Genomic DNA, 23,044 nt, shown 5'->3' on the forward strand with positions numbered 1-23,044 from the left:
GCGCTGGCTGTCGCGTCGGCGGGCAGGCCCTCCGGGAAGAGCGGAAGCGTCGTCATGCCGCAGCTTCCTTGGCATCGCCAGCAAACAGCGCATCGAGTTCGTCGACCAGCCCTGGCGCGAACCGCCACGCCTGCACGCCCTGCGCTTCCGAGCGCGCGGCATCCAGGCCACGGCAGAACACATAGCGCACGCCGCCGAAGTCGCGTTCGTAGTCGTACCTGTCACCCAGGCGGAAGCGAAGCCAGCGGTGCAGGGCCAGCGTGTAGATCAGCGCCTGCAGGTCGTACTCGCTGTGCGTCATCGCGTCATCCAGCTGCGCGGGGCCGTAGCCGGGCAGGCTGTTGGACTTGTAGTCGAGCACGTACCAGCGGCCGTCGTGCACGTAGGTGAGGTCGATCAGGCCGGTCATCAGGCCTTCCAGCCGGCGCCGCGCGCCGAAGCCCTGGCGCGCGGTGAGCAGGCCGTGGCGGTGCAGCAGCGCGAGCAGCGCGTCGACGCGCGTGGGCGCGAGCGCGAACTGGAACTCGATCTCCGGGCGACGCCGGTCCGCGGGCACGTCGACCAGGCGCACGCCCTCGGGCAGGGCCACGGTGAGCGTGTGGCCGATGAGCGGGGTGAGCACGCTGACGCCGTCGTCGATGTCTTCGGCCGGGTAGCCGCCGGCGCGCAGGCGGTCGGCGATCAGCTTGGCGTCGTCGCTGCCGGGCGCGGGCGCGCCGGGCGTCCATGCGGACCAGCGCGCGAAGTCGGTGTGTTCCAGCACGTCGTGCAGCACCACGCCGAAGCGGGTGCCGGCGAAGCGCGGGTCGAAGACGTCGGCGTCGGCCGGGTCGGCACCCGACGCAAGCTCGGCATCGGCATCCGCGGCGGGCTCGTCCTGGCCGCCGGGTGCGGGCTGGGTGGCGCTGGCGGAGGCATCGCCCTGGCCTTCAGCGTTGGCGAGCTGGGTGAAGCTGTAGACCCACCAGTCGCTGGCGAGCGCGCGCGCGGCGATGCGCGCGGGCGGCACGGCGTCGGTGGATTGCGGCGCGAGCCACGGCAGCGTGGCCGGCGGCGTGCTGTCGTCGATGGCGACCGCCGTGCCGAGCGCGGCGGCCAGCGCATCGGGCTTGGCCACCATGTGCAGCAGCGGCGACTTGTCGTGGTTGCTGAACATCCCGCTGGCCAGCCACAGCGCGTGGCGCGCGCGGGTGAGGCCGACGTACAGCAGGCGTGCGTCTTCGGCGCGCTGGGCGAGGGTCCACGCATCTTTCGCCGCTTCCCAGCCGGAGCGCGACGGCAGCAGCTTCCAGTGCAGCGCGCGGCCGCCTTCGCCGTTCACCACGGCGCGCTGCCCGGGGCTGCGCGTGGGCGAGCCGATGGCTGCGAAGGGCATGAACACCAGCGGGTACTCCAGGCCCTTGCTCTTGTGCAGGGTGACCACCTGCACGCGCTTTGCATCGGACTCCAGCCGCAGCAGCTGGCTTTCGTCGTTGGCATTGGCGTCGGCGATGGCGTTCGCCAGCCAGTCGACCAGGCCGTGCAGGCCGAGCGCGCGCGCCTGTGCGTCCTGCAGCAGTTCGGCCAGCTGCAGGGTGTTGGTGAGGCGACGCTCGCCGTCGAGCAGGCCGAGCAGGCGGCCGGCGTGTTCGGCGCAGAGGTCGTTGACCAGCGCGAGCGGACCGCCGCGTTGCAGGCGGTCGCGCCAGGCGAGCGCAGTGAGCTGCCAGGCGCGCAGCGCTTCGCCGTCTTCATCCAGCGCGGCGATCGCGCTGGCATCCAGGCCCACCAGCACCGTGGACAGCGCCATGCGCAGGCGGCCGTCGTCGGCGCCGTGCAGCAGGGCGAGCAGCAGTGCGTGCAGGTCGCGCGCCTCGGGCGTGGCGAACAGGCTCTGCTTGCCGGCGGCCACCGCGGGGATGCCGGCCATCGCCAGCGCGTGGCGGATGCGCGTGGCCTCGTTGTGCGAGCGCACCAGCACGGCAATGTCGCCGGGTTGCACGGGGCGGCCTTCGATGCTGGCGTGGCCGTCGCGCGCGTCGGTCAGCACGCGGTGGATGGCGGCGACGCAGGCTTGCGTTGCGAGTTCGCGCGAGCGGCCGGCGTTGTGGGGCTTCAGCTTGCCCTTGGCGTCGGGCTCCGGTGTTGGCGCGCGCCACAGGGTGAGTGCGGGGGCGACGGTGCCGTGCCGCAGGAAATCGGCGTCGTCGCGCACGCCGCCGGGAAGGACTTCCTTGAACTCGATGCGGCCGTCGATGAAGGGCGGCGGGATCTTCTTGCTCGGGTCGCTTCCGGTATCGGCGTCGGCCGCCGCCTGTGCCTGTGCGTACAGCGCGGACACCGCACGCAGCACCGCCGGCCGCGAACGGAAGTTCAGCGCCAGCGGCGGCGCCTCGGCGGCGGTCGCACGCGCGGCCAGGTAGGTTTCCACGTCGCCACCGCGGAAGCCGTAGATCGCCTGCTTGGGGTCGCCGATCACGTACAGCGCGGGCGCACCGCTGGCGGCGCCGAACACGCGGTCGAAGATGCGCCACTGGCGGGCGTCGGTGTCCTGGAATTCATCGACCAGGGCCACGGCGTACTGCGCGCGGAGCTTGGCCGTCAGCTCATCGGCTTCGGGGCCGTCGATGGCATCGGCGACGCGGTCGATCAGGTCGTCGTAGGTCTGCACGCGCTGCTGCTGCTTGGCGCGGGCCACGCGCAGGCGCGCGTCATCGCGCAGGCGGTGCAGCAGTTCGACACGGCGCGCATCTTTCCACTCGGCCATCGCGGTGAGGGCGTCGAGGTAGGCGGGGACGGCATCGCAGACCGGCGAGTCCGGCGTGCGGCCGGCGCCGGCCTTGCTGGTGCGCAGCAGCAGAGTGTCGCGCGTCAGCTGCGGGAGCTTGGAATGTTCGAACGGCGCGTCGCGCTCCCCGGCATGGCACCACTGGTGCAGGGCATCGAACAGCTCGGCGATCCAGGCGGCCTTGTAGCTGCCGCCGTGCAACACCTTGCCTTCCACGGCGGACACCAGCGCGGCGCGGAAGTCGTCGCCGTGGGCGCGGAAGGCGTGCGCCAGCGCGTCGCCGGTGGCATGCAGGCGCGGCGCGGGATCATCGGGAAGATCCGCCAGCGCGGGGCGCAGCACGGGTTCGCGCACCAGCGGCGGCAGATCGCCGGCCAGCGCCTGCGGGCCGCCCGGCCACAGCGCGAGCAGGTCGTCGGCGGCGTCCGCAGTGCTGCCGTGCGAACGCCACAGGTCGGCGGCGATGGCCTCGTACAGCGGCGTGTCGCTGGTGAGCAGCTCCGGCGCATCGAAGGCCTGGCCGACTTCCAGCGCGTGCTCGCGCAGCACGCGCGCGCAGAAGCCGTGGATGGTGAAGATGGCCGCGAGGTCGATGTCGTTGGCGGCGGCGTGCAGGCGGCGGCGCAGGGCGTCGGCGGTTTCGCTGCCGCGCGCGAGGTGGGCGTCGAGCACGGCGTGGGTGAGCGTGGCTTCGGGCGAGGCGTTTGCTGCGGGCATTGCACCGACCAGCTGCTCGGCCAGCAGCAGGCGCGCGCGGATGCGGCTGCGCAGCTCCTGGGTGGCGGCTTCGGTGAAGGTGACGGCGAGCACCTGGCCCACGCGCAGGCCGCGCTCCACCACCAGGCGCACGACAAGCGTGGCCAGGGTGAAGGTCTTGCCGGTGCCGGCGGAGGCTTCGATGGCGTGCACGCCTTCGAGCGCGAGGTCCAGGTAGGGATCGCGGGCGGACGCGGGGATCGCGTGGCGCGCGTCGTCCGCACCGCCCGCGTTGATCGCCTTGTCCTGCCCAGTAGCGGTGCCCGTCATTCCGCGTCCTCCAGGTCGAGCTTGGCGGCGATGTCGCGCAGCGCGCCCAGGTCGGTGCCGGCGTAGACCTCGCCGGTCGCCACCGCGGAGTAGATCGCCATCGCCAGGTCCACGAACGCGACTTGCGTGGCCTCATCGGTGAACGGATCGCGGCCGCGCAGCGCGAGACGCAGCGCCTCGCCGGTGCCTTCGCCCCAGCTGCGGTCGCTGCCGTGCCAGCGCTTGGCCGCCAGGTCCAGGCCGCGTTCGAGATTGCCGGCGCGGTACAGCTCCCAGCCGCTGTAGGGCGCGAACGGCAGCGGGCGGCGCAGGCCTTTCGTGCGCAGATCGATGAGCGTGCGCAGGACGTTGCGCGCCTCGTCGGGATCGAGCGGTGCGCGCACGTGTGGGCCGACGCCGAGCTCACCTCCGTCATGGAATTCGATCAGCGGCGCATCTCGCCCGGCCGCGCTCGCCAGCAGCCAGTCGAGGCCATTGCGGATGGCGGACTGCCCGGCGGGCGGATCGAAGCGGACACGCGCGATGCCCTGTGGGTAGGCGTCGGCGACGCGGCCGCGCAGGGTCAGGCTGCCCGAGTCGCCCGCACCGCCAGCAGCTCCGGCGCTGCCCTGCAGCGTGACGCCATCGATCAAGACTTCGAGCCGCGGGGCATCGGCGTCGGCCGCGCCGCGCCAGTCGCCGAATGCGGCGGCATAGGCATCCACCTGCCCGCGCACATCTTCCAGCGTGCGCCGGCCCAGCGGACCGGACGGCAGCAGCCCGCGCGCGCGCAGCAGGGCGTGGGTCGATGCGTCGTCATCACCGCGCAGCACCGCGTCGAACACCGCCTTCTGCAGCAGCTGGCGCGCGAACCCGCGACCCGGTGCCAGCAAAGGCTCGACGTCCTCGTCGATCGCCTCCACTTCGGCCAGCCGCAGGCCGAGCCGCTGCTTCAGGAACACCTCCGCGGGCGCTTGCAGGAAACGGCGCAGTTCGTCGAGCGACAGCGTGGCTTCCGGCTCGCTGCCAAACGGCGGCGTGGTGCGATCCGTTCCGCCGTCTGCGTTTCCGTCACTGCCGATGGCGCCGTCGCCAACATCGTCCACGCTGTCGCTGCCCACCGCCACCAGCGCCTCATCCCCAAACCACGCCGGCAGCGGCACGCGCTTCTGCGCGGGCTGCGCGGCGGCTGGCCACCACTGCGCGTGGTACGAGAAGCGCCTCGGCTCGTCCTCGCTACCAAACGCCGCGGGCGCGAACGGCTGCAGCGTGTGCCGCACCACCAACGCCGCGCCCGCCTTCGCATCCGGCACGTGCTGCGCATCGGCGGCCGCCAGCAGATCCGCCACCAGCACCGACGGCTCGCGCGCGCTGCCGTCGCGCGGGTCGGCGCCCTGGTAGCTGACGTAGAACACGTCCTGCGCGGCGGCGAACAGCTGCAGGAACAGGAAGCGGTCGTCGTCGCGCGTGGAGCGGTCGCCCTGGCGGCGCTGGCCACTGGCGAGATCCGCGGTGAGGCGGTCGAGGCCGCCCGCGGAATCGCGACGCGGGAACTCGCCGTCGTCCATGCCCAGCAGGCAGATTGCGCGGAACGGCAGCAGGCGCATCGGCACCATGCGGCCGATGCTGACGCCGCCGGTGAGCAGCGGCGCGCGGGTGTCGGCTTCCGACAGCGCGGCGCCGAACTGCGCGCGCACGACTTCGGCGGGAACGGGCGTGGCGACGCCGGCGCGGCGCGCATCGGCGGCGAAGTCGTCGATCAGGGTGCGCAAGCGGTCGAGCGCGCGACGTGACGCCGGGGACGACGGCGGCTTCGGCAGCAGCGCTTCGAGCAGGCCAAGCAGGCGCTCGCGCCAGCCGTCGGGCGGCAGTGCTTCGTCGAGCACGCGGGCGTGGCGGGCGAGCACGCGCAGCAATCGCACCAGGGTGTCGAGTGCGTCCAGTGCGCTGCCTTCCAGCTCCGGCATCGGCGCGATGACCTGGCCGCTGGCGGTGGTGATCGGCGCATCGCTGCCGCTGGCGTGGCCGAGCAGCAGGCGGTCGAGCGCGAAGGCCCAGGTGTAGGCGTCGTCGGCCGGTGCATCCAGGCGCGCGCGGTGCGCGGCGTCCAGGCCCCAGCGCGCGCCGGCGGCGTGCAGCCAGGCGTGCAGGCGCGCAAAGGCGGCGGCATCGAGCGCGGCGGCTTCGGCGAGCGGCGGGCTGGCGAGCAGGTCCAGCGTTTCCACCAGGCCGAAGCGCGACACCGGCAGCGCGAGCAGACGCAGGAACACTTCGGCCAGCGGCTCGCCGGCCAGCGGGCTGGCGTCGGCGACGGCATAGGGGATCGCCTGATTGAAGCCGGCATCGGCGCGGCCGCGGCCGCCGAACACGGCGTCGAGATAGGGCAGGTAGGGATCGATGTCCGGCGCCAGCACCGCGACGTCGCGCGGCTCGAGCGGCGGGTCGAAGCGCGGGTCTTCGAACAGCGCGCGCAGCTGGTCGTGCAGCACCTGCAGCTCGCGCAGGCGGGTGTGGCAGGCGTGCACCTGCAGGCTCGGGTCGTCGCGGCGCAGCGCCGGCAGGCGTGTGCGTGGGTCATCCGCGGTTGGCGCGAGCAGCGGTGACGGCCGGCGGTGGAACAGGTCCGACTGCAGTCGCCGCAGCAGGCTGCCCTGCGGCGCGTTGCCGCCCTCGCCCGGATCGGCATCGCCGCGGAACTCGATGTCCGGGTGCACCACTTCGTAGTTGCCCAGCACCGCCATGAAGTCGCGTCCGGCCGCGCCCCAGGCGCGCAGCAGCGGGTTCTCGCCGGCCGCCGCATCCGGATCGCCCCCGCGCACGCGCTGCAGGTCGCCCCAGTAGTCGCGGCTGGGCGAGGGCACGTACAGATGCAGCGTGCCGCCGCGCGCTTGGGTGGCGATCACACGCAGCACGTCCGGCGACACGTTGAGGATGGCGAAGGCGAACAGGCGCTTCGGCAGGCCGGTGGGCAACGGTGCATCGACATCGGCGAAGCGGCGCAGATAGGCATCGATGCGGCGCGCTCGGTGATCGGTGCCGCCCGCCACGCGACGCCACAGCGCGGCCTGTGGATCACGTGGCGCCTCGCCGGCCTCCCAGGCCAGCAGCCATTCGCGGCGCCAGGCCTTGTACTTCTCGAAGGCCTGCGCAAGCTCGCCGGCCAGCGACCAGGCCTTCAGCGGGTCCGGCGCGGATTCCAGGTACGCGCGCATGGGCTGCAGCGCGCGATCGCGCAGCACCGCCGGATCCGAAAGCGCCGCGTGGATGCGCCAGCGCAGCGCGGCGGCATCCAGGTCGTCACCGCGCCCCGGCACGTTGGCATCCAGCGCGCGCTGCACGAACTCACCCGGCGTCAGGAACTCCAGGTTGGCGGCCACGCCGTGCGCGTCCGCCAGCGTGGCCTGCAGCCAGCGGCGCATCGCGGGCTGCGGGATCAGGATGACGTCGGGCTCCAGCAGTCCCTGTCCGGGCGCGGGCGCGCGCAACTCGGCCGCCAGCAATCCCGCCAGCACGTCGAGCGCGTTGGAGTGGTAGAGGCGGAAGTCGCCGGTCCCCTGTGTCATGCGGCCATGATGCCGGAGCCCGGTCGCATGAGGCGATACGGCGCAATGCATCTCCTGTGGGAGCGGCTACAGCCGCGACTTCGCGCCTATCGCGCCTATAGCCGTTCCCACAAGAGCTGGCCCATTGCTGCTCCCACAAGAGCTGGGCTTCCAGTCGCTCCCAAGGCAGCACTTACTCCGATCGGCGATAATCGCCGACCCGCCCCGCTTCGCCGCCATTCAGCAGTCCGCAGCGAAGCTGTCGCGTTGCCCCGCCCGAACTCCGGCAGCCTCATGCCCCACACAGCGACCGACACGACCGCCCCCGCCGTCCGCCTCTCCGGCGTGCGCCTGGATCGCGGTGCGCGCACGATCCTGTCGGATATCGACCTGGTGGTGCCGCGCGGCAGCATCACCGCGATCCTCGGCCCCTCGGGCAGCGGCAAGTCGACCCTGCTCGCGGCGCTGACCGGCGAACTGCCGCCCGCCGCGGGCACGGTCGAAGTCTTCGGCCAGCCCGTGCCGCGCCGCCATCGCGAGCTGCTCGAGCTGCGCAAGGGCATCGGCGTGCTGCTGCAGGGCAACGGCCTGCTCACCGACCTCACCGCCGGCGAGAACGTGGCGCTGCCGCTGCGCGCGCACACCAGGCTGCCGGCGCCGGTGATCGAACAGCTCGTGCTGATGAAGCTGCACGCGGTGGGCCTGCGCACCGCCGCCGACCTCTACCCGCGCGAGCTGTCGGGCGGCATGGCGCGCCGCGTGGCGCTGGCCCGTGCGCTGGCGCTTGATCCGCCGCTGATGCTCTACGACGAGCCGCTGACCGGGCTCGACCCGATCGCGTCCGGCGTGATCATGAGCCTGATCGCGCGCCTCAACGCCACGCTCGGCCTGACGAGCGTCATCGTCAGCCACCACGTGCGCGAAACACTGCCGATCGCAGACCAGGTGCTGGTGACCGCCAACCGCGGCATCGTCTTCGCCGGCACGCCGGCCGAACTCGAGGCCAGCGACGACCCGCTGCTGCGCCAGTTCCTGCGCGGCGAGCCCGACGGTCCGATCGCCTTCGACCCGGCGTCGGCGCAGGCCGCCGTCGCCAATGCCGCGGAAGCGAATTGATGCCCTTCATCTCCAGCACCCGCTCGCTCGGCCGCGCCGGCCTGTTCTCGCTGTCGGTGTTCGCGGCCTCGAAGCCGACCCGCGACTTCTTCACCGAACTGCTGCGCGAGATCTACAAGATCGGCGCGCGCAGCCTGCCGATCATCGCCGTCGGTGGCGCCTTCGTCGGCCTGTCGCTGACGTTGCTGGGCTACCGCGCGCTGGAAACCTACGGCGCATCGAACCAGGTCAGCGTGCTGATCGGCCTGGGCCTGTACCGAGAACTGGCGCCGGTTCTGACCGCGCTGCTCTTCATCGGCCGCGCCGGCTCCTCGATCGCGGCCGAGCTGGCGTTGATGCGCGCCACCGACCAGATCCAGGCGCTGGGCCTGATGGCCATCGACCCGATCGCCAAGGCGGTCGCGCCGCGCTTCTGGGCGGCCGTCCTTTGCGTGCCGCTGCTGACCGCGTTCTTCGTCAGCTTCGCGCTGACCGCAAGCTGGTTCCAGGCCGTGCAGATCCTCGGCGTCGACAACGGCACCTTCTGGCAGACCATGCGCGACGTCGTCGATTTCCGCGACGACTTCCTGGTCGCCTTCCTGAAGTCGGCCGTCTTCGGCGGCACTGCGGCGTTGGTGGCGGCCTACGTCGGCTTCCACGCCGAACCGACCATCGAAGGCACCTCCGTCGCCACCACCCGCGCCGTCGTCAACGCCTCCTTGCTGGTCCTGATGTTCAACTTCGTCCTGTCCGCGCTGCTGTTCCGGTGATGTGCTTGAAGAGCGTTTTTGGCCACGGATTTACGCAGATGACGCGAATTACACGGATCGGCTCCCCGCTTCCCCGCTCTTATCCGCGTGATCCGCGTAAATCCGTGGCTGAAAGAGCTTTTTGTTCTGTCTTGCTCTTGATCCGCGTCTTCCGCGTAAATCCGTGGCCAAACTGCTCTCCCGAGGTATCCCAATGAACACGTCCCGTGGTCCCCGCCTTGAATTTGCCGTCGGAGCGTTCCTGGTCCTGGCGTTGGCCTCCGTGCTGGTGCTGGCGATCGCATCGACCAACGGCAAGTTCGGCTTCGCGCGCGACAGCTACGAGCTCACCGCGCGCTTCACCAACCTCGGCCAGCTGCGTCCCAACGCGCCGGTGAAGATCGGCGGCGTGACGATCGGCAGCGTCTCGGCGATCGACCTTGATCCGGTGAAGTTCGACACCATCGTTACGCTGGCGATCGACACGCGCTTCAACGAGATCCCGATCGACACCTCGGCGCAGATCCTGACCGGCGGCCTGCTGGGCGAAAGCTACGTCGGCCTGCAGCCCGGCGGCGACATGGAAGTGTTCGCGCCCGGCGAAGAACTGGTCTACACCCAGCCCGCGGTCGACCTGATGCAGATGGTCGGCAAGTACATGTTCAGCGGCGGCGGCGAAGATGGCGCTGCCGCAGGCACACCGGCGCCCGACATGCCGGCCGACGAGACCCCGCCCCCCACGGAGCCCACGCCATGACCCGTCCCCTGATTCCCCTGCTGCTGGCTTCGGCCCTGCTCGCCACCGCGCCGTTCGCGGCGTCGGCCCAGGCCCAGGCCGCGCAGCCCGCCGCCGCCAGTACGCAGGCCGAGTCGCCCAGCAAGCTGGTGCTCGACAACAGCCAGCGCGTGCTGACCACGCTGGAATCGCGCCGCGCCGAGTTCACTGCCGACCGCGGCAAGCTGCAGGCGTTCATCGCCAGCGAATTCGACCAGATGTTCGACCGCGAGTACTCGGCGCGCCAGGTGCTCGGCCGCCACGGCCGCGGTGCCAGCGATGCCGACGTGAAGGTGTTCGCCGATGCGCTGGCCGACAGCCTGATGAGCCGCTACGGCAGCTCGCTGCTCGACTTCAACACCCGCCTGCGGGTGCGCGTGAAGTCGGAAACCCCGCTGCCGCGCGGACTGGGCGTGAAGGTGTCCAGCGAGATGCTGCGCTCGGGCGGCGAGCCCATCCCGGTCGACTACCTGATGCGGCAGACGCCCAACGGCTGGCGCGTGTTCGACGTGATGGTCGAGGGCGTGTCCTTCGTGCAGACCTTCCGCCAGCAGTTCGACACGCCGCTGTCGCGCAAGTCGATCCGCGCCGTTGCGGCCGACCTCGGCGCGGGGCGGATCCAGGCCGATGCCGGCACCAACTGAGGCCGCGGTACACCGCGACGGCGAGGCGCTGCGCTTCAGCGGCGCCCTCGTCCGATCGGCCGTGCCCGCGCTGTGGCGCGCCGCGCAGCCGCAGGCCGCGGGCGCGCGCCGCATCGACATCGGCGCGGTCACGCGCATCGACAGCGCCGGCCTGGCGCTGTTGTCCTCACTGGCAGGGGTCGCTGCGCGTGGCGCCGCCATCGACGTGATCGGCGAGCCTCCGGGCCTGGCCGACCTCCGCGCCGCGTACCGTCTCGATACGGCGCTCGGCTTCGCGTCCTGACACCGGGACGGCCCAAGGATCTGCATGGACAGCCAAGTACATTCCCGCCTGCGAACGGCCATCGCCGCACTGGCCCTCGCGATCCTGGTCGGCTGCGCCGGCACCGCGCCGCGCGCGCAAGCGCCGCTTGAGCACACGGACGCCGCTGTTGCCGCCGACCACGGCAGCGATCACGGCCCGGCCGCGATCCACGATGCGACGGCGGCTGCAGGCGTTGCCGGCGCCGACGCCGCGGCCATGGACCACCACACCACCGACGCGGCCGCCGACGGGCTCGATCCTGTCGCCACGCCCGCGGACGGCAGCGACACCCCAGGCTACGACCCCACCCAGGCCGAACTCGACTTCGCCGCCATCTACGGCGGCGACGTCTACGACCCCGTGGCCGACCCGACCCTGCCGGCACCCGCGCAGCTGCCGGGCGCCAGCCACGACCCCTGGGAACCCTGGAACCGCCGGGTGCACGGTTTCAACATGGCCATCGACCGCACGGTCGCCGAACCGCTGGCGCGTGCCTACGTGGCCGTCGTCCCGCGCCCGGTGCGCCTGGGCGTGGGCAACTTCTTCAGCAACCTCGGCCAGCCGGTGAGCGCGCTCAACGCACTGCTGCAGGGCCAGCCGAAGCAGGCCGGTCAATCACTGGGCCGCTTCCTGGTCAACGTCACCATCGGCGTCGGCGGCCTGTTCGATCCGGCCTCGCGCATGAAGATCCCCAACCGCAGCGAAGACTTCGGCCAGACGCTGGGCGTGTGGGGCTGGGAGAACTCGCGCTTCGTCGAGCTGCCGCTGTTCGGGCCGCGCACCGTGCGCGACGTCTTCGGACTGGTCGGCGACGGCCAGGTATCGCCCACGCGCCAGATCAGCGATGACACCGTGCGCATCGGCCTGCAGGGCCTGCAGCTGGTCGACCTGCGCACGCAGCTGTTCGCGGTCGACCGCCTGCGCGAAGGTGCCGCGGACGAATACGCCCTGGTGCGCGATGCCTGGATGCAGCGCCGCAACTACCAGATCCACGGCAACCGCATCCGCGAGGACCAGAGCGACCTGCCTGACTACCTGCTCGAGGACGAGGCCAACCCGACCGTGCCGGTCGACGTGATGCCGATCGTTCCGGGCGCGGGGCCCTGATCGCAGCGATACCCGCACCTGGCTGTGGGAGCGGCTAAAGCCGCGATCGCCGCTATAGCGCCTCCCACAAATACGGCCGGATCAACCCGCGGGCTCGATCGCGCCATCGTCCGGCAGGCCCTTCGACGCATCCGCAAGCAGCGCCTGCGCTTCAGAGCCCGGCAGCGATTCCACGCCGCGAAGCTGGCGTTCGATCGCACGCGTGCGCACGCCGGCCTGCTTGATGCTGTTCTGCACGGTGTCGAGCTGGGTGGTGGCTTTCTCGAGCACGCCGGCGAACTTGCCGAACTCGCCCTTCACCGCCGCCAGCAGCTGCCAGACCTCGCTGGAGCGCTTCTCGATGGCCAGCGTGCGGAAGCCCATCTGCAGGCTGTTGAGCAAGGCGGTGAACGTGGTTGGTCCCGCCAAGACCACGCGGTGCTCGCGCTGCAGCGCATCGGCCAGTCCGGGGCGGCGGATGGTCTCGGCGTAGAGACCCTCGGTGGGCAGGAACATCACCGCGAAATCTGTGGTGTGCGGCGGCACGACGTACTTCTCGCAGATCGACTTCGCCTGCACGCGGATCGCGCGCTCGAGCTGCACGCCGCTGCTGCGTACGGCCTCGACATCGCCCTTTTCCTGCGCATCCAGCAGGCGTTCGTAGTCCTCGCGCGGGAACTTGGAATCGATCGGCAGCCAGACCTGATCGTCTTCGCTGCCGCGCCCGGGCAGGCGGACCGCGAAATCGACCGTCTCGCCGCTGCCCGGGCGGACGCGCACGGCCTTGGCGTACTGCTCGATGGTCAGGGTCTGTTCGAGGATGTTCTCGAGCTGCACTTCGCCCCAGCTGCCGCGGTCCTTGACGTTGGTCAGCACGCGCTTGAGGTCGCCGACGCCGGTGGCCAGCTCCTGCATTTCGCCCAGACCACGCTGCACCTGTTCCAGGCGCTCGGACACGAGCTTGAACGACGCATCCAGGCGCGTGTTGAGCGTGGTCTGCAGCTTTTCATCGACGGTGGCGCGCATCTGCTCGAGCTTCTGGGCGTTGTCGGCCTGCAGGGACTTGAGCTGCGACTCGAGCGTGGTGCGCATCTCGCCGATGCGCTGCTCGTTGCGCTGGGTGAGTTCACCCAGGCGCTGGCCGAGCTGGTCGGCGAAGCGCTGCTGCGCCTCCGCGCCTTCGCTGCGCGCCTTGCGGGCATCTTCGCCAAGCGCTTCGCGCAGCACGTCCAGGCGCTGGTCGGTACGCGTGCTGAACTCGGTCAGGCGTGAGGCGAATCCATCGATACGCTGCCCCTGCGCCGTACCCAGGCTGTCGAGCTGCTGCCGCAGCTCCCCGCGCCCGTCGCGTTGCTCCGCGCGCAGCGCTTCCTCGAGCTCGCGGCGCAGCGAACCCAGCGCGGCGTCCGGGCGACGCGACAGCAGCACCACCAGCAGCACGATGGCCACCGCCACCGCCGCCAGCACGAGGATCAACAGGGTCTGGATTTCCATGCGCCCAGTGTAGCCAACGCGGTCGCAGCCACCGCGACCCCGTCGGCGCGATCACACTTCCGCATCCGCGACGCCTGCCGCGTTCAAAAGCGCGTGCCCGCCGGCAGTCACCCGGCCGGCGGGCACGCGGGCACGCTCAGAAGTCCCAGCGTGCCGAGAGCGTCACCGGCACCGAGAAACGGCTGCCGGTGTCATTGATCGTGGCCAGGCCCAGCCCGCCAATCGCACTGTCATCGTCCTTGCAGACTGTCGGCCAGCCGCGATCCCCAGCGACCATGTGGGAGCCGCTACAGCCGCGATCCTCCGCAGCCCGTGGGAGCGGCTATAGCCGCTCCCACAAAGGTGAGGAGCTACCACCGGGGAGCCGCCGCCGCCCCTCAGTCCAGCACGCGGCAGAACACCGCCTTCAGGTAGCGCGACTCCTGCGCGTTCGCCATGAACGGATGGTCCGGTCCGGCGCCGGACACCTTCAGCACCTGCACGGTGCGGTTGGAGAAGAACGCCGCGCGCCGCAGCATGTCCAGGAACTGGTCCTCGGCCACCAGGCCCGTGCACGAGAATGTCGCCAGCAGCCCGCCTGGCGCCACCACCGACAGCGCCAGCTTGTTCATGTCCAGGTACTTCTTCAGCGCCGGGATCACCTGCTCGCGGTCGCGGGTCATCTTGGCCGGGTCCAGCACCACCACGTCGTACTGCTCGCCCGCGTTGGACGCGTCGCGCAGCCACGGGAAGATGTCGGCCTGCACGAAGCGCGGGCGCACGCCGTTCAACTTCGCGTTGCCCTTGGCGAGTTCGATCACGTCGGCATCGATGTCCACGCCCACCACGTCCGCCGCGCCGCGCACCGCCGAATACACCGCGAAGCCGCCGGTGTTGCAGCACAGGTCCAGCACGCGCTTGCCGGCGACCTGCCGGCTCAGCCACTCGCGGTTCTCGCGCTGGTCGGCGAAGAAGCCGGTCTTGTGCGCGCCCGAGGGGTCGGCGCGGAAGCGGATGCCGTGCTCGGTGATGATCGCGGGCTCGGTGCCGCGCGTGGTGTGGAAGTCGAAGCTCTCCTGCTTCTGCACGTGCTCGTCGGCGAAGGCGTGGAAGCGGCAGCCCGGGAACTGCTCGCGCAGCGCCTCCATGATCCACTCGCGGTGGCGGAACATGCCGGCGCTGAAGTATTCCAGCACCAGCAAATCGGCGTAGCGATCGACCACCAGGCCGCTGAGCCCGTCGCCTTCGCTGTGCACCACGCGCCAGGCGTCGGAGACCTCGTCCAGGCGCAGCACGTCGCGGCGCAGCGCCACCGCGTCGGCGATCTTGCGGGAGAACCAGCCGGCGTCGACCGGCACGTTCGGATTCGTCTCGAGGATGCGCACCGCGATCCGCGAATGGCCGTTGTAGAAGCCGCGGCCGACCCACTCGCCGTCCACGCCGACGACGTCGACGATGGTGCCCGGCTTCGGGCGCGGGTTGGGCTTGTCGACCAGCTTCTGGAAAATCCACGGATGGCTGGACCGCCAGGCATTGCGCAGGCGGACCACGGGCAGGGCTTCGTTCATGGCGGCAATTCTACCGGCTTGCGGCGGCGGCCAAGGTGCGGCGGGAGGCCCGGCCCTTGCGTTGGCCGCGTCCGTCGCCATGCATGGGGCATGCACCTGCCCACCCACGACCACCCGCCCGACTCGAAGGCCCAGCGCGCCGCCGACTGGCGCCGCTTCCGCCGCGCCGCCGGGGCCTCGGCGTTGTTCGTGGTGGTGCTGGCGGTGGTGTACATCGCCCAGGCGGGTTTTGACGCGCGGCTGTTCTCGGTGGCCCCGGGCAGCGTCAGCGGGCTGATCGGCATCCTCACTGCGCCGCTGCTGCACGGTTCGCTCGAACACATCGTGGCCAACAGCGTGGCCGTCCTGTTCCTCGGCACGCTGGCGGGCTGGGTCTATCCGCGCGCCACCCTGCGCGGCCTGCCGCTGATGTGGCTGGGTTCCGGCCTGGGCGCCTGGTTGCTGGGCGCGCCAGGCTCCTGGCACCTCGGCGCCAGCGGCGTCACCCACGGCCTGATGTTCCTGGTGATGGCGCTCGCCCTGCTGCGCCGCGACCGCGCCGCCATCGCCGCCACCATGATCGGCTTCATGTTCTACGGCGGCATGCTGCTGACCGTGCTCCCGCGCGAGCCGGGCGTGTCCTGGCAGTCGCATCTGGGTGGCGCGATCGGCGGCATCGTGGCGGCCTGGCTGTTCCGCCGTTTCGACCCCGTCGCACCGCGCAAGCGCTACAGCTGGGAGCTGGAAGAGGAGCAGGCCGCCCTCGACGCCGCGCGCGCCGAGGCCGAGCGCGACCAGTTCGAAGCGCGCCTGCCCGACGACGTGCCGGTGCTGTGGCAGCGGCCCGAATCCGATGAGGCGCGCGGCAAGGTCCTGGAGTTCCCGCCGCGCGATCGGCGCTAGACTCGGGCCATGCGAGTGCGCCCTGCCATCCTCCTGCTGCTGGCGATCCTGCCCTGGGGGAGCGCAGCCGCGAGCGATGCCACGGAGAACAAGGCCATGGCCGAAGTCGACGCCCGCCTGCAGCGCTACAGGGGCGACGTGCCCGGCGCGGCCCTGCTCGTGCTGCGCGACGGCACGCCCGTGGTCCGCCGCGGCGTGGGCCTGGCCGATGTCGAAACCCGCACCCCGGTCACGCCCGCCACCAACTTCCGCCTGGCCTCGGTGAGCAAGCAGTTCACCGCCGCCGCCGTGCTGCTGCTGGCGCAGGACGGCCGCCTGCGCCTGGACGATCCGGTGCGCCGCTGGCTGCCCGCGCTGCCCGCCAGCGCCGACGGCGTGACCCTGCACCACCTGCTCAGCCACACCTCGGGCCTGCATGACTACGAAGACCTGATGCCGGCCGACTTCAGCGGCCAGGTGCGCGATGCGGACGTGCTGTGCCTGCTGGCGGCCGGGCGACCGTGTGGCAACGGGATCGCGGCTACAGCCGCGATCGGCCCCGCCGCACCCTACTTCGCACCCGGCAGCGCCTACCGCTACAGCAACAGCGCCTACGCCCTGCTCTCGCTCGTCGTCGAACAGGCCTCGGGCATGCAGTACCCCGACTTCCTGCGCACGCGCATCTTCCAGCCGCTGGGCATGGACCACACCGTGGCCTTCGTCGACGGCGTGAACCAGGTCGACACCCGCGCCTGGGGCTACAGCGCCCACGGCGACGGCTGGCGCCGCACCGACCAGTCCACCACCAGCGCCGTGCTCGGCGACGGCGGCATCTATTCCTCGATCGACGACCTCGCCAAGTGGGACGCGGCGCTGCATGACGACCGCCTGCTGTCCGACGCCTCGCGCGCGCTGGCGTTTTCGGCGCAGAGCACCGCGCCCACCGGCGAGGACGACGTGCAGGCCTACGGCTATGGCTGGCGCCTGGACGAGGGCCTGCAGTGGCATTCCGGCGAAACCATGGGCTTCCGCAACGTCATCCTGCGCTGGCCCGCGCAGCGGCTGACCGTGGTGCTGCTCAGCAACCGCAACGCCCCCGAGCCCTATGCCGACGCCCGCGCCATCGGTGAAGCGTTCCTCGGCAAGGCCGACGCACGCTAGGCTTGTCGCCTTCGCACTGCTGGACCCCGCCATGCCCTTTTCCCGCCGCCTGTCGCCGGCCGCCCTTGCCCTTGCCGCCGCCGTCACCCTGCTTCCGGGCATCGCGGCCTGCCAGCGCGATGCTGCGCCCGACGCCGGGGCAACGGCCGCATCCACCGCCGCGCGTTCGCAGGACCCCGCCGCCAACCGCATCGAAGACGACGTGCGCGCGCTGGCCGACGACGGCATGCAGGGCCGCGAAACCGGCACCCCCGGCCATGACCTGGCCGCCGAGTACGTTGCCGGACGCTTTGCCGATGCCGGGCTGGTGCCCGGTGGCGAGGACGGCGGCTGGTTCCAGCGCGTGCCCCTGCTGCGCGCCATCATCACCGCCGAGGGCGCGCGCTTCGGCGTGCAGCTGGGCAACGACGCCACCACCCTCGAGTTCCAGCACCAGTTCCTGCCGATGGCCAACTTCGATCACGCCGAGGCCGCGGTCGACGCGGCCGCGGTGTTCGTCGGCCAGGCCGTGCACGCGCCGGCGCTGGACCATGACGATTTCGCCGGCCTGGACCTCCGCGGCAAGATCGCGGTGATGTTCGGCGGCGCGCCGGAACGCTTCGACGACACCCGCCGCGCCTTCCACTCCTCGCTGGCCGAAAAGCTGCGCGGCGTCGCCGAGCGCGGTGCCGTGGGCGTGGTGCTGGTCGGCACCGCCGCCGATGAAGTGCGCACGCCCTGGGCGCGCAGCGCGGCCGCCTGGGATCGCCCCACCATGCGCCTGCGCGGCCCCGACGGCCGCGGCATCGATACCTGGCCCGAACTGCAGGTGGTCGCCCGCGTGAGCGCCGCCGCTGCCGACACCCTGTTCGCCGGCGGCGAACGCAGCGCCGCGCAGCTCGCCGACCAGGCCCGCAGCGGCACCCTGCGCGGCTTCGACATGCCGGTGCGGCTGTCGCTGGCCGTGAACACGCACGTGGAGCCGCTGGACTCCCGCAACGTCGTCGGCCTGCTGCGCGGCAGCGATCCCGCGTTGGCAGACGAGTACGTGGTCCACAGCGCCCACCTCGACCACGTCGGCATCGGCCTTGAAGTCGAGGGCGATGCGATCTACAACGGCGCGCTCGACAACGCCCTGGGCGTCGCGATCATGACCGAGGCCGCGCGCGAACTGGCCGCGGCGGAAGATGCGCCCCGCCGCTCGCAGCTGTTCGTCGCCGTCACCGCCGAAGAGCAGGGCCTGCTCGGCTCGCAGTGGTTCGCGCGCCATCCCACCATTGTCGCCGGCGCGCTGGTCGCCAACATCAACATCGACATGCCGGTGTTGACCGCGCCCAGTCGCGACATCGTGCCGATCGGCGTTGAACACTCGACCTTGAAGTCAGTGGTGGATGCCGCCGCCCGAGAGATCGGCGTCAAGGTCTCGCCCGACCCCTTCCCGGAAGAGACGGTGTTCGTGCGCAGCGACCAGTTCTCCTTCGTGCGCGAAGGCATTCCCGCGCTCTACCTCGACGGCGGCATCGAAGGCACCGATCCCGAGCGCGACCCCAAGGTCTCCGCCACCTGGTTCATGCGCAACTGCTACCACCGCCCCTGCGACCAGCCCGACCTGCCCATCCACTACGACGACGCCGCGCGCCTTGCGCGGGTGTCCGCGCGCATCGCGCAGGGCATCGCCGCCGCCGATGCGCCGCCGACGTGGAACGAAGGAGATTTCTTCGGTGAGCACTTCGGTGGCCAGGGACCGGCTGGAGGCGTCGCCCCCTGACAGCGGGCTGGTTCGTACCGGCACAACCCGGTCCGGCAGAAGCCGCGCCGGGCTGGCGGAGCCCGTGCTGCGTCCGGGCGCGCCCGTCAGGGCGTGAAGTTGCCGGCCGTGCGCAGGGGTGCGGGAGCCGCCGCCGGCAGCTCCGGCGTGGCCACGTGGTTGCCCGCGCACTGATAGGCGTTCTGGACCTGCCAGCTGGAACACGCCCCGTTACCTTCCGTCGAGGCGCATTCCTGCGTCACGTTCACTGCCAGCTCGGTGTAGCTGTAGCCCATGCGTTCACAGCGTCGCGTGGCGAGATGGTTGGCCTGCGCCAGGCTCAGTGCCGGCGTGGCCAGGTCACTTGTTTCATAGGACACCAGGACGGTCCCCGCGCCATCACCTTCAGCCACGGCCAGGGAACTCGTGCTCGTACAAGCGGCCAGTCCGGCCAGCGCGAGCAGGGACAAAGCGAAGATCTTCATCTCAACCTCCTTTCGAGCGTCCCGCCGAGCTTACCCCGAGTATCGCGGCATTGATCCGCATGCGCTTCAGGAAAGTGCCAGCCATGCCAGCGCCGCCGCCGCCACGATCTGGAGCACGATGATCGTCCAGAACAAAACGCGATGAGCCGGACGGTCGATCTGGATGAGTGCCGGGTACCACAGCACGCGACCCGATCGGATCGACATGACCGTGACCACTGCGATCAGCACCGCCGCCAGGGCACTGAGGATGCCCTCGACGGGAAGTGTCATGCGGATCGGTCCTGCAGAATGACTGGCCGACCATACACGCTGGGCGGGATCAGCCGGGAGCCCCGGCGCATCGCGTGCTCGCGGCAACGCCGCTTCGGCATGGTCACTCACATGCGCTGCCCGGCAACCCGCAAGGCCGGTTGACGGCCCAATTTCCGTCTTCCTTGTTGCCAACAGGGGGAAGGGCTTTGCCGAGTTTTCATTCCAGCCAGCCGGTGCGGCTGGGCATCGTCGGGTGCGGTGCGATCACGCGCGCGGCGCATCTGCCGGTGATTGCCGGAGACCGCCGGGTCAAGGTGACCGCACTTTGCGACCGTGATCGCGGCAACGCCACCCAGGCCGCGCGCGAGAGCGGTGTGGATGCAGCGATCACCACCGACCTTGCCGATCTCGCCGGCAAGGTCGACGCCGCCATCGTCGCCGTCCCGCCGCGCTTCCACGCCCCCGTCGCGATCCAGCTCATGGAGATGGGGATCGACGTGTTGTGCGAGAAGCCGCTCGCGATCACCGTCGCCGACGGCCACAGGATGGCGGAGGCCGCCCGCAGGACCGGGCGGGTGCTCGCGGTCGCGCTCATGATGCGGTTCTTTCCGCACAACCGGTGGCTCGCGGACCTGGTGGAGAACGGCGAGATCGGGGAAGTCCGCGAGGTGATCGTCGAGGACGGTGCGCCGCTGGACTGGCCAATGGCGGGCAACAGCTACTTCGACCGCAATGCGACCGGCGGCGGCGTCCTCTTCGACACCGGCGTGCACCTCCTCGACCGGATGCTCTGGCTGTTCGGTGATCTCACCGGGATCGCCTACGAAGATGATGCGCTGGGCGGCTTCGAGAGCAACGCGAAGCTGACCGGTGACCTGCGCATCGGCGGGCGACCGGTGCCGGCACGCCTGGAGTTCAGCTGGTCGCACCGGCTACGCCGCAGCATCCGTGTGATCGGCGAGCGCGGCACGCTCGAGGCCTCGACCTCGGACCCGCGGACCCTGACCCTCCACCGGACCACGCGCCGCGGCCCGATGGAGATGCAGATCGCGTGCGCCCCGCAGTGGGACGGGCGCAGTCACTACCGGGCGCAGCTGGACGACTTCATCGGCGCCGTGCGCGAGCGGCGCGAACCCTTCGTGACCGCCGAGTCGGCACTGCACGCGCTGGCGGTCATGGAAACGGCGTACGCGCTGCGGACACCGATGGCGCAGCCCTGGCTTGCGCGGATGGAGGCATCGGCATGACGCCCAAGAGGATCCTCGTCACCGGTGCCACCGGGTTCATCGGCTCGCGCCTGTGCGAGCTCCTGTCGCTGGAGTACCGGCTCCCGTATCGCGCACTGGTCCGCGACTTCTCGCGTGCCGTCCGGATTGCCCGCCTGGACACCGAGCTGGTCGCAGGCGACATGCTCGACGCCGACAGCCTGGCGCGGGCGGTGGAGGGGTGCGATGCCGTCATCAACCTGGCCCACGGCGACGACAAGAGCACGAAGAAGCAGACCGCGCACCTGGTCGACGCCTGCACGCGCGCCGGCGTCCGCCGCCTGGTCCACGTGAGTTCGATGGCGGTGCACGGGCCATCGCCGGGGCTGCCGGTGCTGACCGAGGACACCGCGCCGATCAGGCGATGGGGCGAGGCCTATTCCGATGCCAAGGCCGCGGGGGAGGCCGTGGTCACGGCGGCCGGGAAGCGCGGCGCGCTCGAGACCGTCGTCCTCCGTCCCACCATCGTCTACGGCCCCTACAGCTTCTTCGTCACACCGATCGTCCGGGACGCACGCGCCGGGAACGTCAGCCTGATCGACGGCGGCCGGGGCGCCTGCAATGCGGTGTATGTCGACGACGTCTGTGAAGCGATCATGGCGGCGCTCGAGCGCGACGATGCAGTCGGCTCGGCGTTCCTGATCACCGGCGACACCCGCATCACGTGGCGGGATTTCATCACCACCTTCGCCGGCATGGTCGAGGGCACGAAGACCATCCACGACCACTCGCTCGACGAGATCGACGCCTACTGGCGGGCGAAGCGCCCTCGTGCGCGCGACAGCGTCACCGCAGCGCTGCGGCTGGCCGCCTCGCCGGCCTTCCATGCACAGCTGGGCACCATCCCACCGGTCGGCAAGCTGATCCGCGGCACCAAGGAGCTGGTCGCCAGCCGGATCACCCCGGAGCAGAAACTGGTCATCAAGTCCCGAATGCAGGGCCGACGTGCCGCCGCGCACGCCGACGATGCCCCGGCTGTGCAGACGCCCAACCAGGGGCGCGTCGTGCGCGAGGCGTACCGGTCATGGGTGGCGAACGACCTGGCCAAGGCCCGGCTCGGCTGGAAGCCGGCCCACTCGTTCGAGCTCGGCGCCCGGCGCACTGGCGAGTGGATGCGCTTCGCACGCATCGTTTGACTGCCAAGCGAGTAGTCGTTTCATGGTGGGCCACACTTGGGACAGGCAGCCCCCCGAAGCGTTGTCGGCTTGAATGAGTGTCAAGACGCTTCAAAAAGCGTTGGCTGGATAGCCGTAAGCATACGGCGGGCCACAGCGACGGGCCACTTCGGGGTATGCATCCTCAATGTATCCCCTCGGCGCATCACCGCCGCCGAACTCGGACAAAACATTGAACCTTGTGACTCTCTCACTGCCATCCACACGAAGGAACAGCCCCGAACTGTCCCGGTCCAGCGCTATGCCCTGGTACCAGAGAATAGTCGTGCCACGCGACCCTTCTGGCGAGCGGAGCTTTACGCAGCCATTTTCGACTACGAGCTCTCCACTGAAGGCGGAAAGGAGCCAAGGCTGTTCAAACCCGGGCGGCGGAGGCGCTACCTGTGGAAAGAATGGCAAGGGTGAACTCGCCTGATTGCCAGCGCACCCGGCTAGGGCAAGAAAGCCCACGCTGGCCAATGCCGGAATAATCCTCATATGCGTCCAAGTCCCTGAACGTGCCGCCCGACTCGATGAGTCTGACCGCTGGCACGCTGCAGTCATGAGCAATCGCTCCGTGGCGGACCAGGCTGTCCGAACCCAGTGGCGGATCCGCTGCTGAGACTCGTGAGTGTGGCCAAGCACTAGTTGCTCTTCGAAGACTGGCCGCGCGTGCCGTTGTAGCCGTCCAGGTATCCGCGGGCAAAGTCAGGAAATGCGCCCCCTAGAAAGAGTGCAATACCCGCCACTACAAGAATGTACCGATTGTTCTTTGCGAACCCGAAAAGAAGTAGAACAAGGCCAACAAGAGCAAACGCGATCCCGATCCACTGCATTTTCAGCCCTCCGTATACACCAGTCTTTCAGATGCGACGTCTTGCACAAGGTCTCGGAGATTGAGCACGTTGTGCTCGTTCTCCTGCGAAGGAGCACAACCTGACACCAGTAACAGTGGCGCCAGAAAGCGAAGCGTCGCCTTCATAGACACCCCCAGTGAGGCCTAACACCAGAATTAAGCCGTGCCGCGAAGCGGCATCGGCTTGAATGAATTGTTAGGCGCCAGAAATTGCCAGACTAAGTGCGACAAATCCAGCGCCCCGAAAAGGAGAGGTGAGCTGGCAGACTGGAA

General features: G+C 70.4%; 18 protein-coding genes. 11 read left to right on the forward strand and 7 right to left on the reverse strand.

The features are described 5' to 3' along the window. Positions 1-52: 52 nt before the first annotated feature. Positions 53-3,793, reverse strand: a complete 3,741-nt coding sequence (locus ACW5E8_RS14385; protein WP_456966223.1) for a UvrD-helicase domain-containing protein — start codon at positions 3,791-3,793, stop codon at positions 53-55. Then, positions 3,790-7,335: an exodeoxyribonuclease V subunit gamma gene (recC, locus tag ACW5E8_RS14390; RefSeq protein ID WP_456966224.1), complete on the reverse strand. Its 3,546-nt coding sequence runs from the start codon at positions 7,333-7,335 to the stop codon at positions 3,790-3,792. The genes ACW5E8_RS14385 and recC overlap by 4 nt, the downstream gene beginning before the upstream one ends. Positions 7,336-7,608: 273 nt before the next feature. On the opposite strand from recC, the gene ACW5E8_RS14395 reads away from it, so the two are divergent. The 6 genes from ACW5E8_RS14395 to ACW5E8_RS14420 all read left to right on the forward strand — a co-directional run bounded on the left by ACW5E8_RS14395 (position 7,609) and on the right by ACW5E8_RS14420 (position 11,988). After that, a complete protein-coding gene (locus ACW5E8_RS14395) occupies positions 7,609-8,430 on the forward strand; it encodes an ABC transporter ATP-binding protein (RefSeq protein WP_456966225.1) in 822 nt (273 codons plus the stop codon). Further along, positions 8,430-9,179 (forward strand): MlaE family lipid ABC transporter permease subunit, encoded by a 750-nt coding sequence (locus ACW5E8_RS14400; RefSeq protein ID WP_456966226.1) that lies wholly within the window; start codon positions 8,430-8,432, stop codon positions 9,177-9,179. Before ACW5E8_RS14395 ends, ACW5E8_RS14400 begins: the two co-directional genes overlap by 1 nt. A 193-nt stretch (positions 9,180-9,372) precedes the next feature. After that, positions 9,373-9,915 carry an outer membrane lipid asymmetry maintenance protein MlaD gene (mlaD, locus tag ACW5E8_RS14405; protein WP_456966227.1) on the forward strand — a complete coding sequence of 181 codons (543 nt, stop codon included), beginning with the start codon at positions 9,373-9,375 and terminating at the stop codon, positions 9,913-9,915. Beyond that, positions 9,912-10,577 (forward strand): MlaC/ttg2D family ABC transporter substrate-binding protein, encoded by a 666-nt coding sequence (locus ACW5E8_RS14410; protein ID WP_456966228.1) that lies wholly within the window; start codon positions 9,912-9,914, stop codon positions 10,575-10,577. The genes mlaD and ACW5E8_RS14410 overlap by 4 nt, the downstream gene beginning before the upstream one ends. Next, entirely contained in the window at positions 10,561-10,860 is a 300-nt protein-coding gene (locus ACW5E8_RS14415) for an STAS domain-containing protein (protein WP_456966229.1), read from the forward strand. Before ACW5E8_RS14410 ends, ACW5E8_RS14415 begins: the two co-directional genes overlap by 17 nt. A gap of 24 nt (positions 10,861-10,884) precedes the next feature. Further along, positions 10,885-11,988: an MlaA family lipoprotein gene (locus ACW5E8_RS14420; protein WP_456966230.1), complete on the forward strand. Its 1,104-nt coding sequence runs from the start codon at positions 10,885-10,887 to the stop codon at positions 11,986-11,988. An 81-nt stretch (positions 11,989-12,069) separates the two neighbouring features. Here ACW5E8_RS14420 and rmuC read toward each other — a convergent pair whose 3' ends face one another. From rmuC to ACW5E8_RS14435, 3 genes are all read right to left on the reverse strand, one after another. Further along, positions 12,070-13,461: a DNA recombination protein RmuC gene (gene rmuC, locus ACW5E8_RS14425; protein WP_456966231.1), complete on the reverse strand. Its 1,392-nt coding sequence runs from the start codon at positions 13,459-13,461 to the stop codon at positions 12,070-12,072. A gap of 136 nt (positions 13,462-13,597) precedes the next feature. Continuing rightward, complete coding sequence (locus ACW5E8_RS14430; RefSeq protein ID WP_456966232.1) at positions 13,598-13,738, reverse strand: hypothetical protein; 141 nt, start codon at positions 13,736-13,738, stop codon at positions 13,598-13,600. Positions 13,739-13,838: 100 nt separating this feature from the next. Further along, the gene (locus ACW5E8_RS14435) at positions 13,839-15,008 is read right to left on the reverse strand and encodes a class I SAM-dependent rRNA methyltransferase (RefSeq protein WP_456966233.1); all 1,170 of its coding nucleotides are present in this window, start codon (positions 15,006-15,008) and stop codon (positions 13,839-13,841) included. 90 nt (positions 15,009-15,098) lie between these two features. On the opposite strand from ACW5E8_RS14435, the gene ACW5E8_RS14440 reads away from it, so the two are divergent. From ACW5E8_RS14440 to ACW5E8_RS14450, 3 genes are read left to right on the forward strand one after another with little or no spacing between them, the layout of a single operon-like run. After that, positions 15,099-15,890, forward strand: coding sequence for a rhomboid family intramembrane serine protease (locus ACW5E8_RS14440; protein WP_456966234.1), 792 nt, complete (start codon positions 15,099-15,101; stop codon positions 15,888-15,890). Positions 15,891-15,905: 15 nt separating this feature from the next. Beyond that, positions 15,906-17,030: a serine hydrolase domain-containing protein gene (locus ACW5E8_RS14445; protein ID WP_456966242.1), complete on the forward strand. Its 1,125-nt coding sequence runs from the start codon at positions 15,906-15,908 to the stop codon at positions 17,028-17,030. Between the two features lie 31 nt (positions 17,031-17,061). Continuing rightward, positions 17,062-18,777, forward strand: a complete 1,716-nt coding sequence (locus tag ACW5E8_RS14450; RefSeq protein WP_456966235.1) for a M28 family peptidase — start codon at positions 17,062-17,064, stop codon at positions 18,775-18,777. 86 nt (positions 18,778-18,863) lie between these two features. Here ACW5E8_RS14450 and yecR read toward each other — a convergent pair whose 3' ends face one another. Then, a complete protein-coding gene (yecR, locus tag ACW5E8_RS14455) occupies positions 18,864-19,241 on the reverse strand; it encodes a YecR family lipoprotein (protein WP_456966236.1) in 378 nt (125 codons plus the stop codon). Between the two features lie 66 nt (positions 19,242-19,307). Next, positions 19,308-19,514, reverse strand: a complete 207-nt coding sequence (locus ACW5E8_RS14460) for a hypothetical protein (RefSeq protein WP_456966237.1) — start codon at positions 19,512-19,514, stop codon at positions 19,308-19,310. A 74-nt stretch (positions 19,515-19,588) separates the two neighbouring features. On the opposite strand from ACW5E8_RS14460, the gene ACW5E8_RS14465 reads away from it, so the two are divergent. Together ACW5E8_RS14465 and ACW5E8_RS14470 are read left to right on the forward strand one after the other, a co-directional pair. Further along, a complete protein-coding gene (locus ACW5E8_RS14465; protein ID WP_456966238.1) occupies positions 19,589-20,743 on the forward strand; it encodes a Gfo/Idh/MocA family protein in 1,155 nt (384 codons plus the stop codon). After that, the gene (locus ACW5E8_RS14470; protein WP_456966239.1) at positions 20,740-21,897 is read left to right on the forward strand and encodes an NAD-dependent epimerase/dehydratase family protein; all 1,158 of its coding nucleotides are present in this window, start codon (positions 20,740-20,742) and stop codon (positions 21,895-21,897) included. Before ACW5E8_RS14465 ends, ACW5E8_RS14470 begins: the two co-directional genes overlap by 4 nt. Positions 21,898-23,044 lie beyond the last annotated feature (1,147 nt).

It is taken from the genome of Luteimonas sp. A649, assembly GCF_054072735.1.

What these genes read in the sequence shown, in the direction of transcription:
- ACW5E8_RS14470 (WP_456966239.1), top strand. Translation starts at nt 20,740, where the DNA reads ATGACGCCCAAGAGGATCCTCGTCACCGGTGCCACCGGGTTCATCGGC.
- ACW5E8_RS14450 (WP_456966235.1), top strand. Translation starts at nt 17,062, where the DNA reads ATGCCCTTTTCCCGCCGCCTGTCGCCGGCCGCCCTTGCCCTTGCCGCC.
- ACW5E8_RS14400 (WP_456966226.1), top strand. Translation starts at nt 8,430, where the DNA reads ATGCCCTTCATCTCCAGCACCCGCTCGCTCGGCCGCGCCGGCCTGTTC.
- yecR (WP_456966236.1), bottom strand. Translation starts at nt 19,241, where the DNA reads ATGAAGATCTTCGCTTTGTCCCTGCTCGCGCTGGCCGGACTGGCCGCT.
- ACW5E8_RS14430 (WP_456966232.1), bottom strand. Translation starts at nt 13,738, where the DNA reads ATGGTCGCTGGGGATCGCGGCTGGCCGACAGTCTGCAAGGACGATGAC.
- ACW5E8_RS14435 (WP_456966233.1), bottom strand. Translation starts at nt 15,008, where the DNA reads ATGAACGAAGCCCTGCCCGTGGTCCGCCTGCGCAATGCCTGGCGGTCC.
- ACW5E8_RS14385 (WP_456966223.1), bottom strand. Translation starts at nt 3,793, where the DNA reads ATGACGGGCACCGCTACTGGGCAGGACAAGGCGATCAACGCGGGCGGT.
- ACW5E8_RS14420 (WP_456966230.1), top strand. Translation starts at nt 10,885, where the DNA reads ATGGACAGCCAAGTACATTCCCGCCTGCGAACGGCCATCGCCGCACTG.
- ACW5E8_RS14415 (WP_456966229.1), top strand. Translation starts at nt 10,561, where the DNA reads ATGCCGGCACCAACTGAGGCCGCGGTACACCGCGACGGCGAGGCGCTG.
- ACW5E8_RS14410 (WP_456966228.1), top strand. Translation starts at nt 9,912, where the DNA reads ATGACCCGTCCCCTGATTCCCCTGCTGCTGGCTTCGGCCCTGCTCGCC.
- ACW5E8_RS14460 (WP_456966237.1), bottom strand. Translation starts at nt 19,514, where the DNA reads ATGACACTTCCCGTCGAGGGCATCCTCAGTGCCCTGGCGGCGGTGCTG.
- rmuC (WP_456966231.1), bottom strand. Translation starts at nt 13,461, where the DNA reads ATGGAAATCCAGACCCTGTTGATCCTCGTGCTGGCGGCGGTGGCGGTG.
- ACW5E8_RS14440 (WP_456966234.1), top strand. Translation starts at nt 15,099, where the DNA reads ATGCACCTGCCCACCCACGACCACCCGCCCGACTCGAAGGCCCAGCGC.
- recC (WP_456966224.1), bottom strand. Translation starts at nt 7,335, where the DNA reads ATGACACAGGGGACCGGCGACTTCCGCCTCTACCACTCCAACGCGCTC.
- ACW5E8_RS14395 (WP_456966225.1), top strand. Translation starts at nt 7,609, where the DNA reads ATGCCCCACACAGCGACCGACACGACCGCCCCCGCCGTCCGCCTCTCC.
- mlaD (WP_456966227.1), top strand. Translation starts at nt 9,373, where the DNA reads ATGAACACGTCCCGTGGTCCCCGCCTTGAATTTGCCGTCGGAGCGTTC.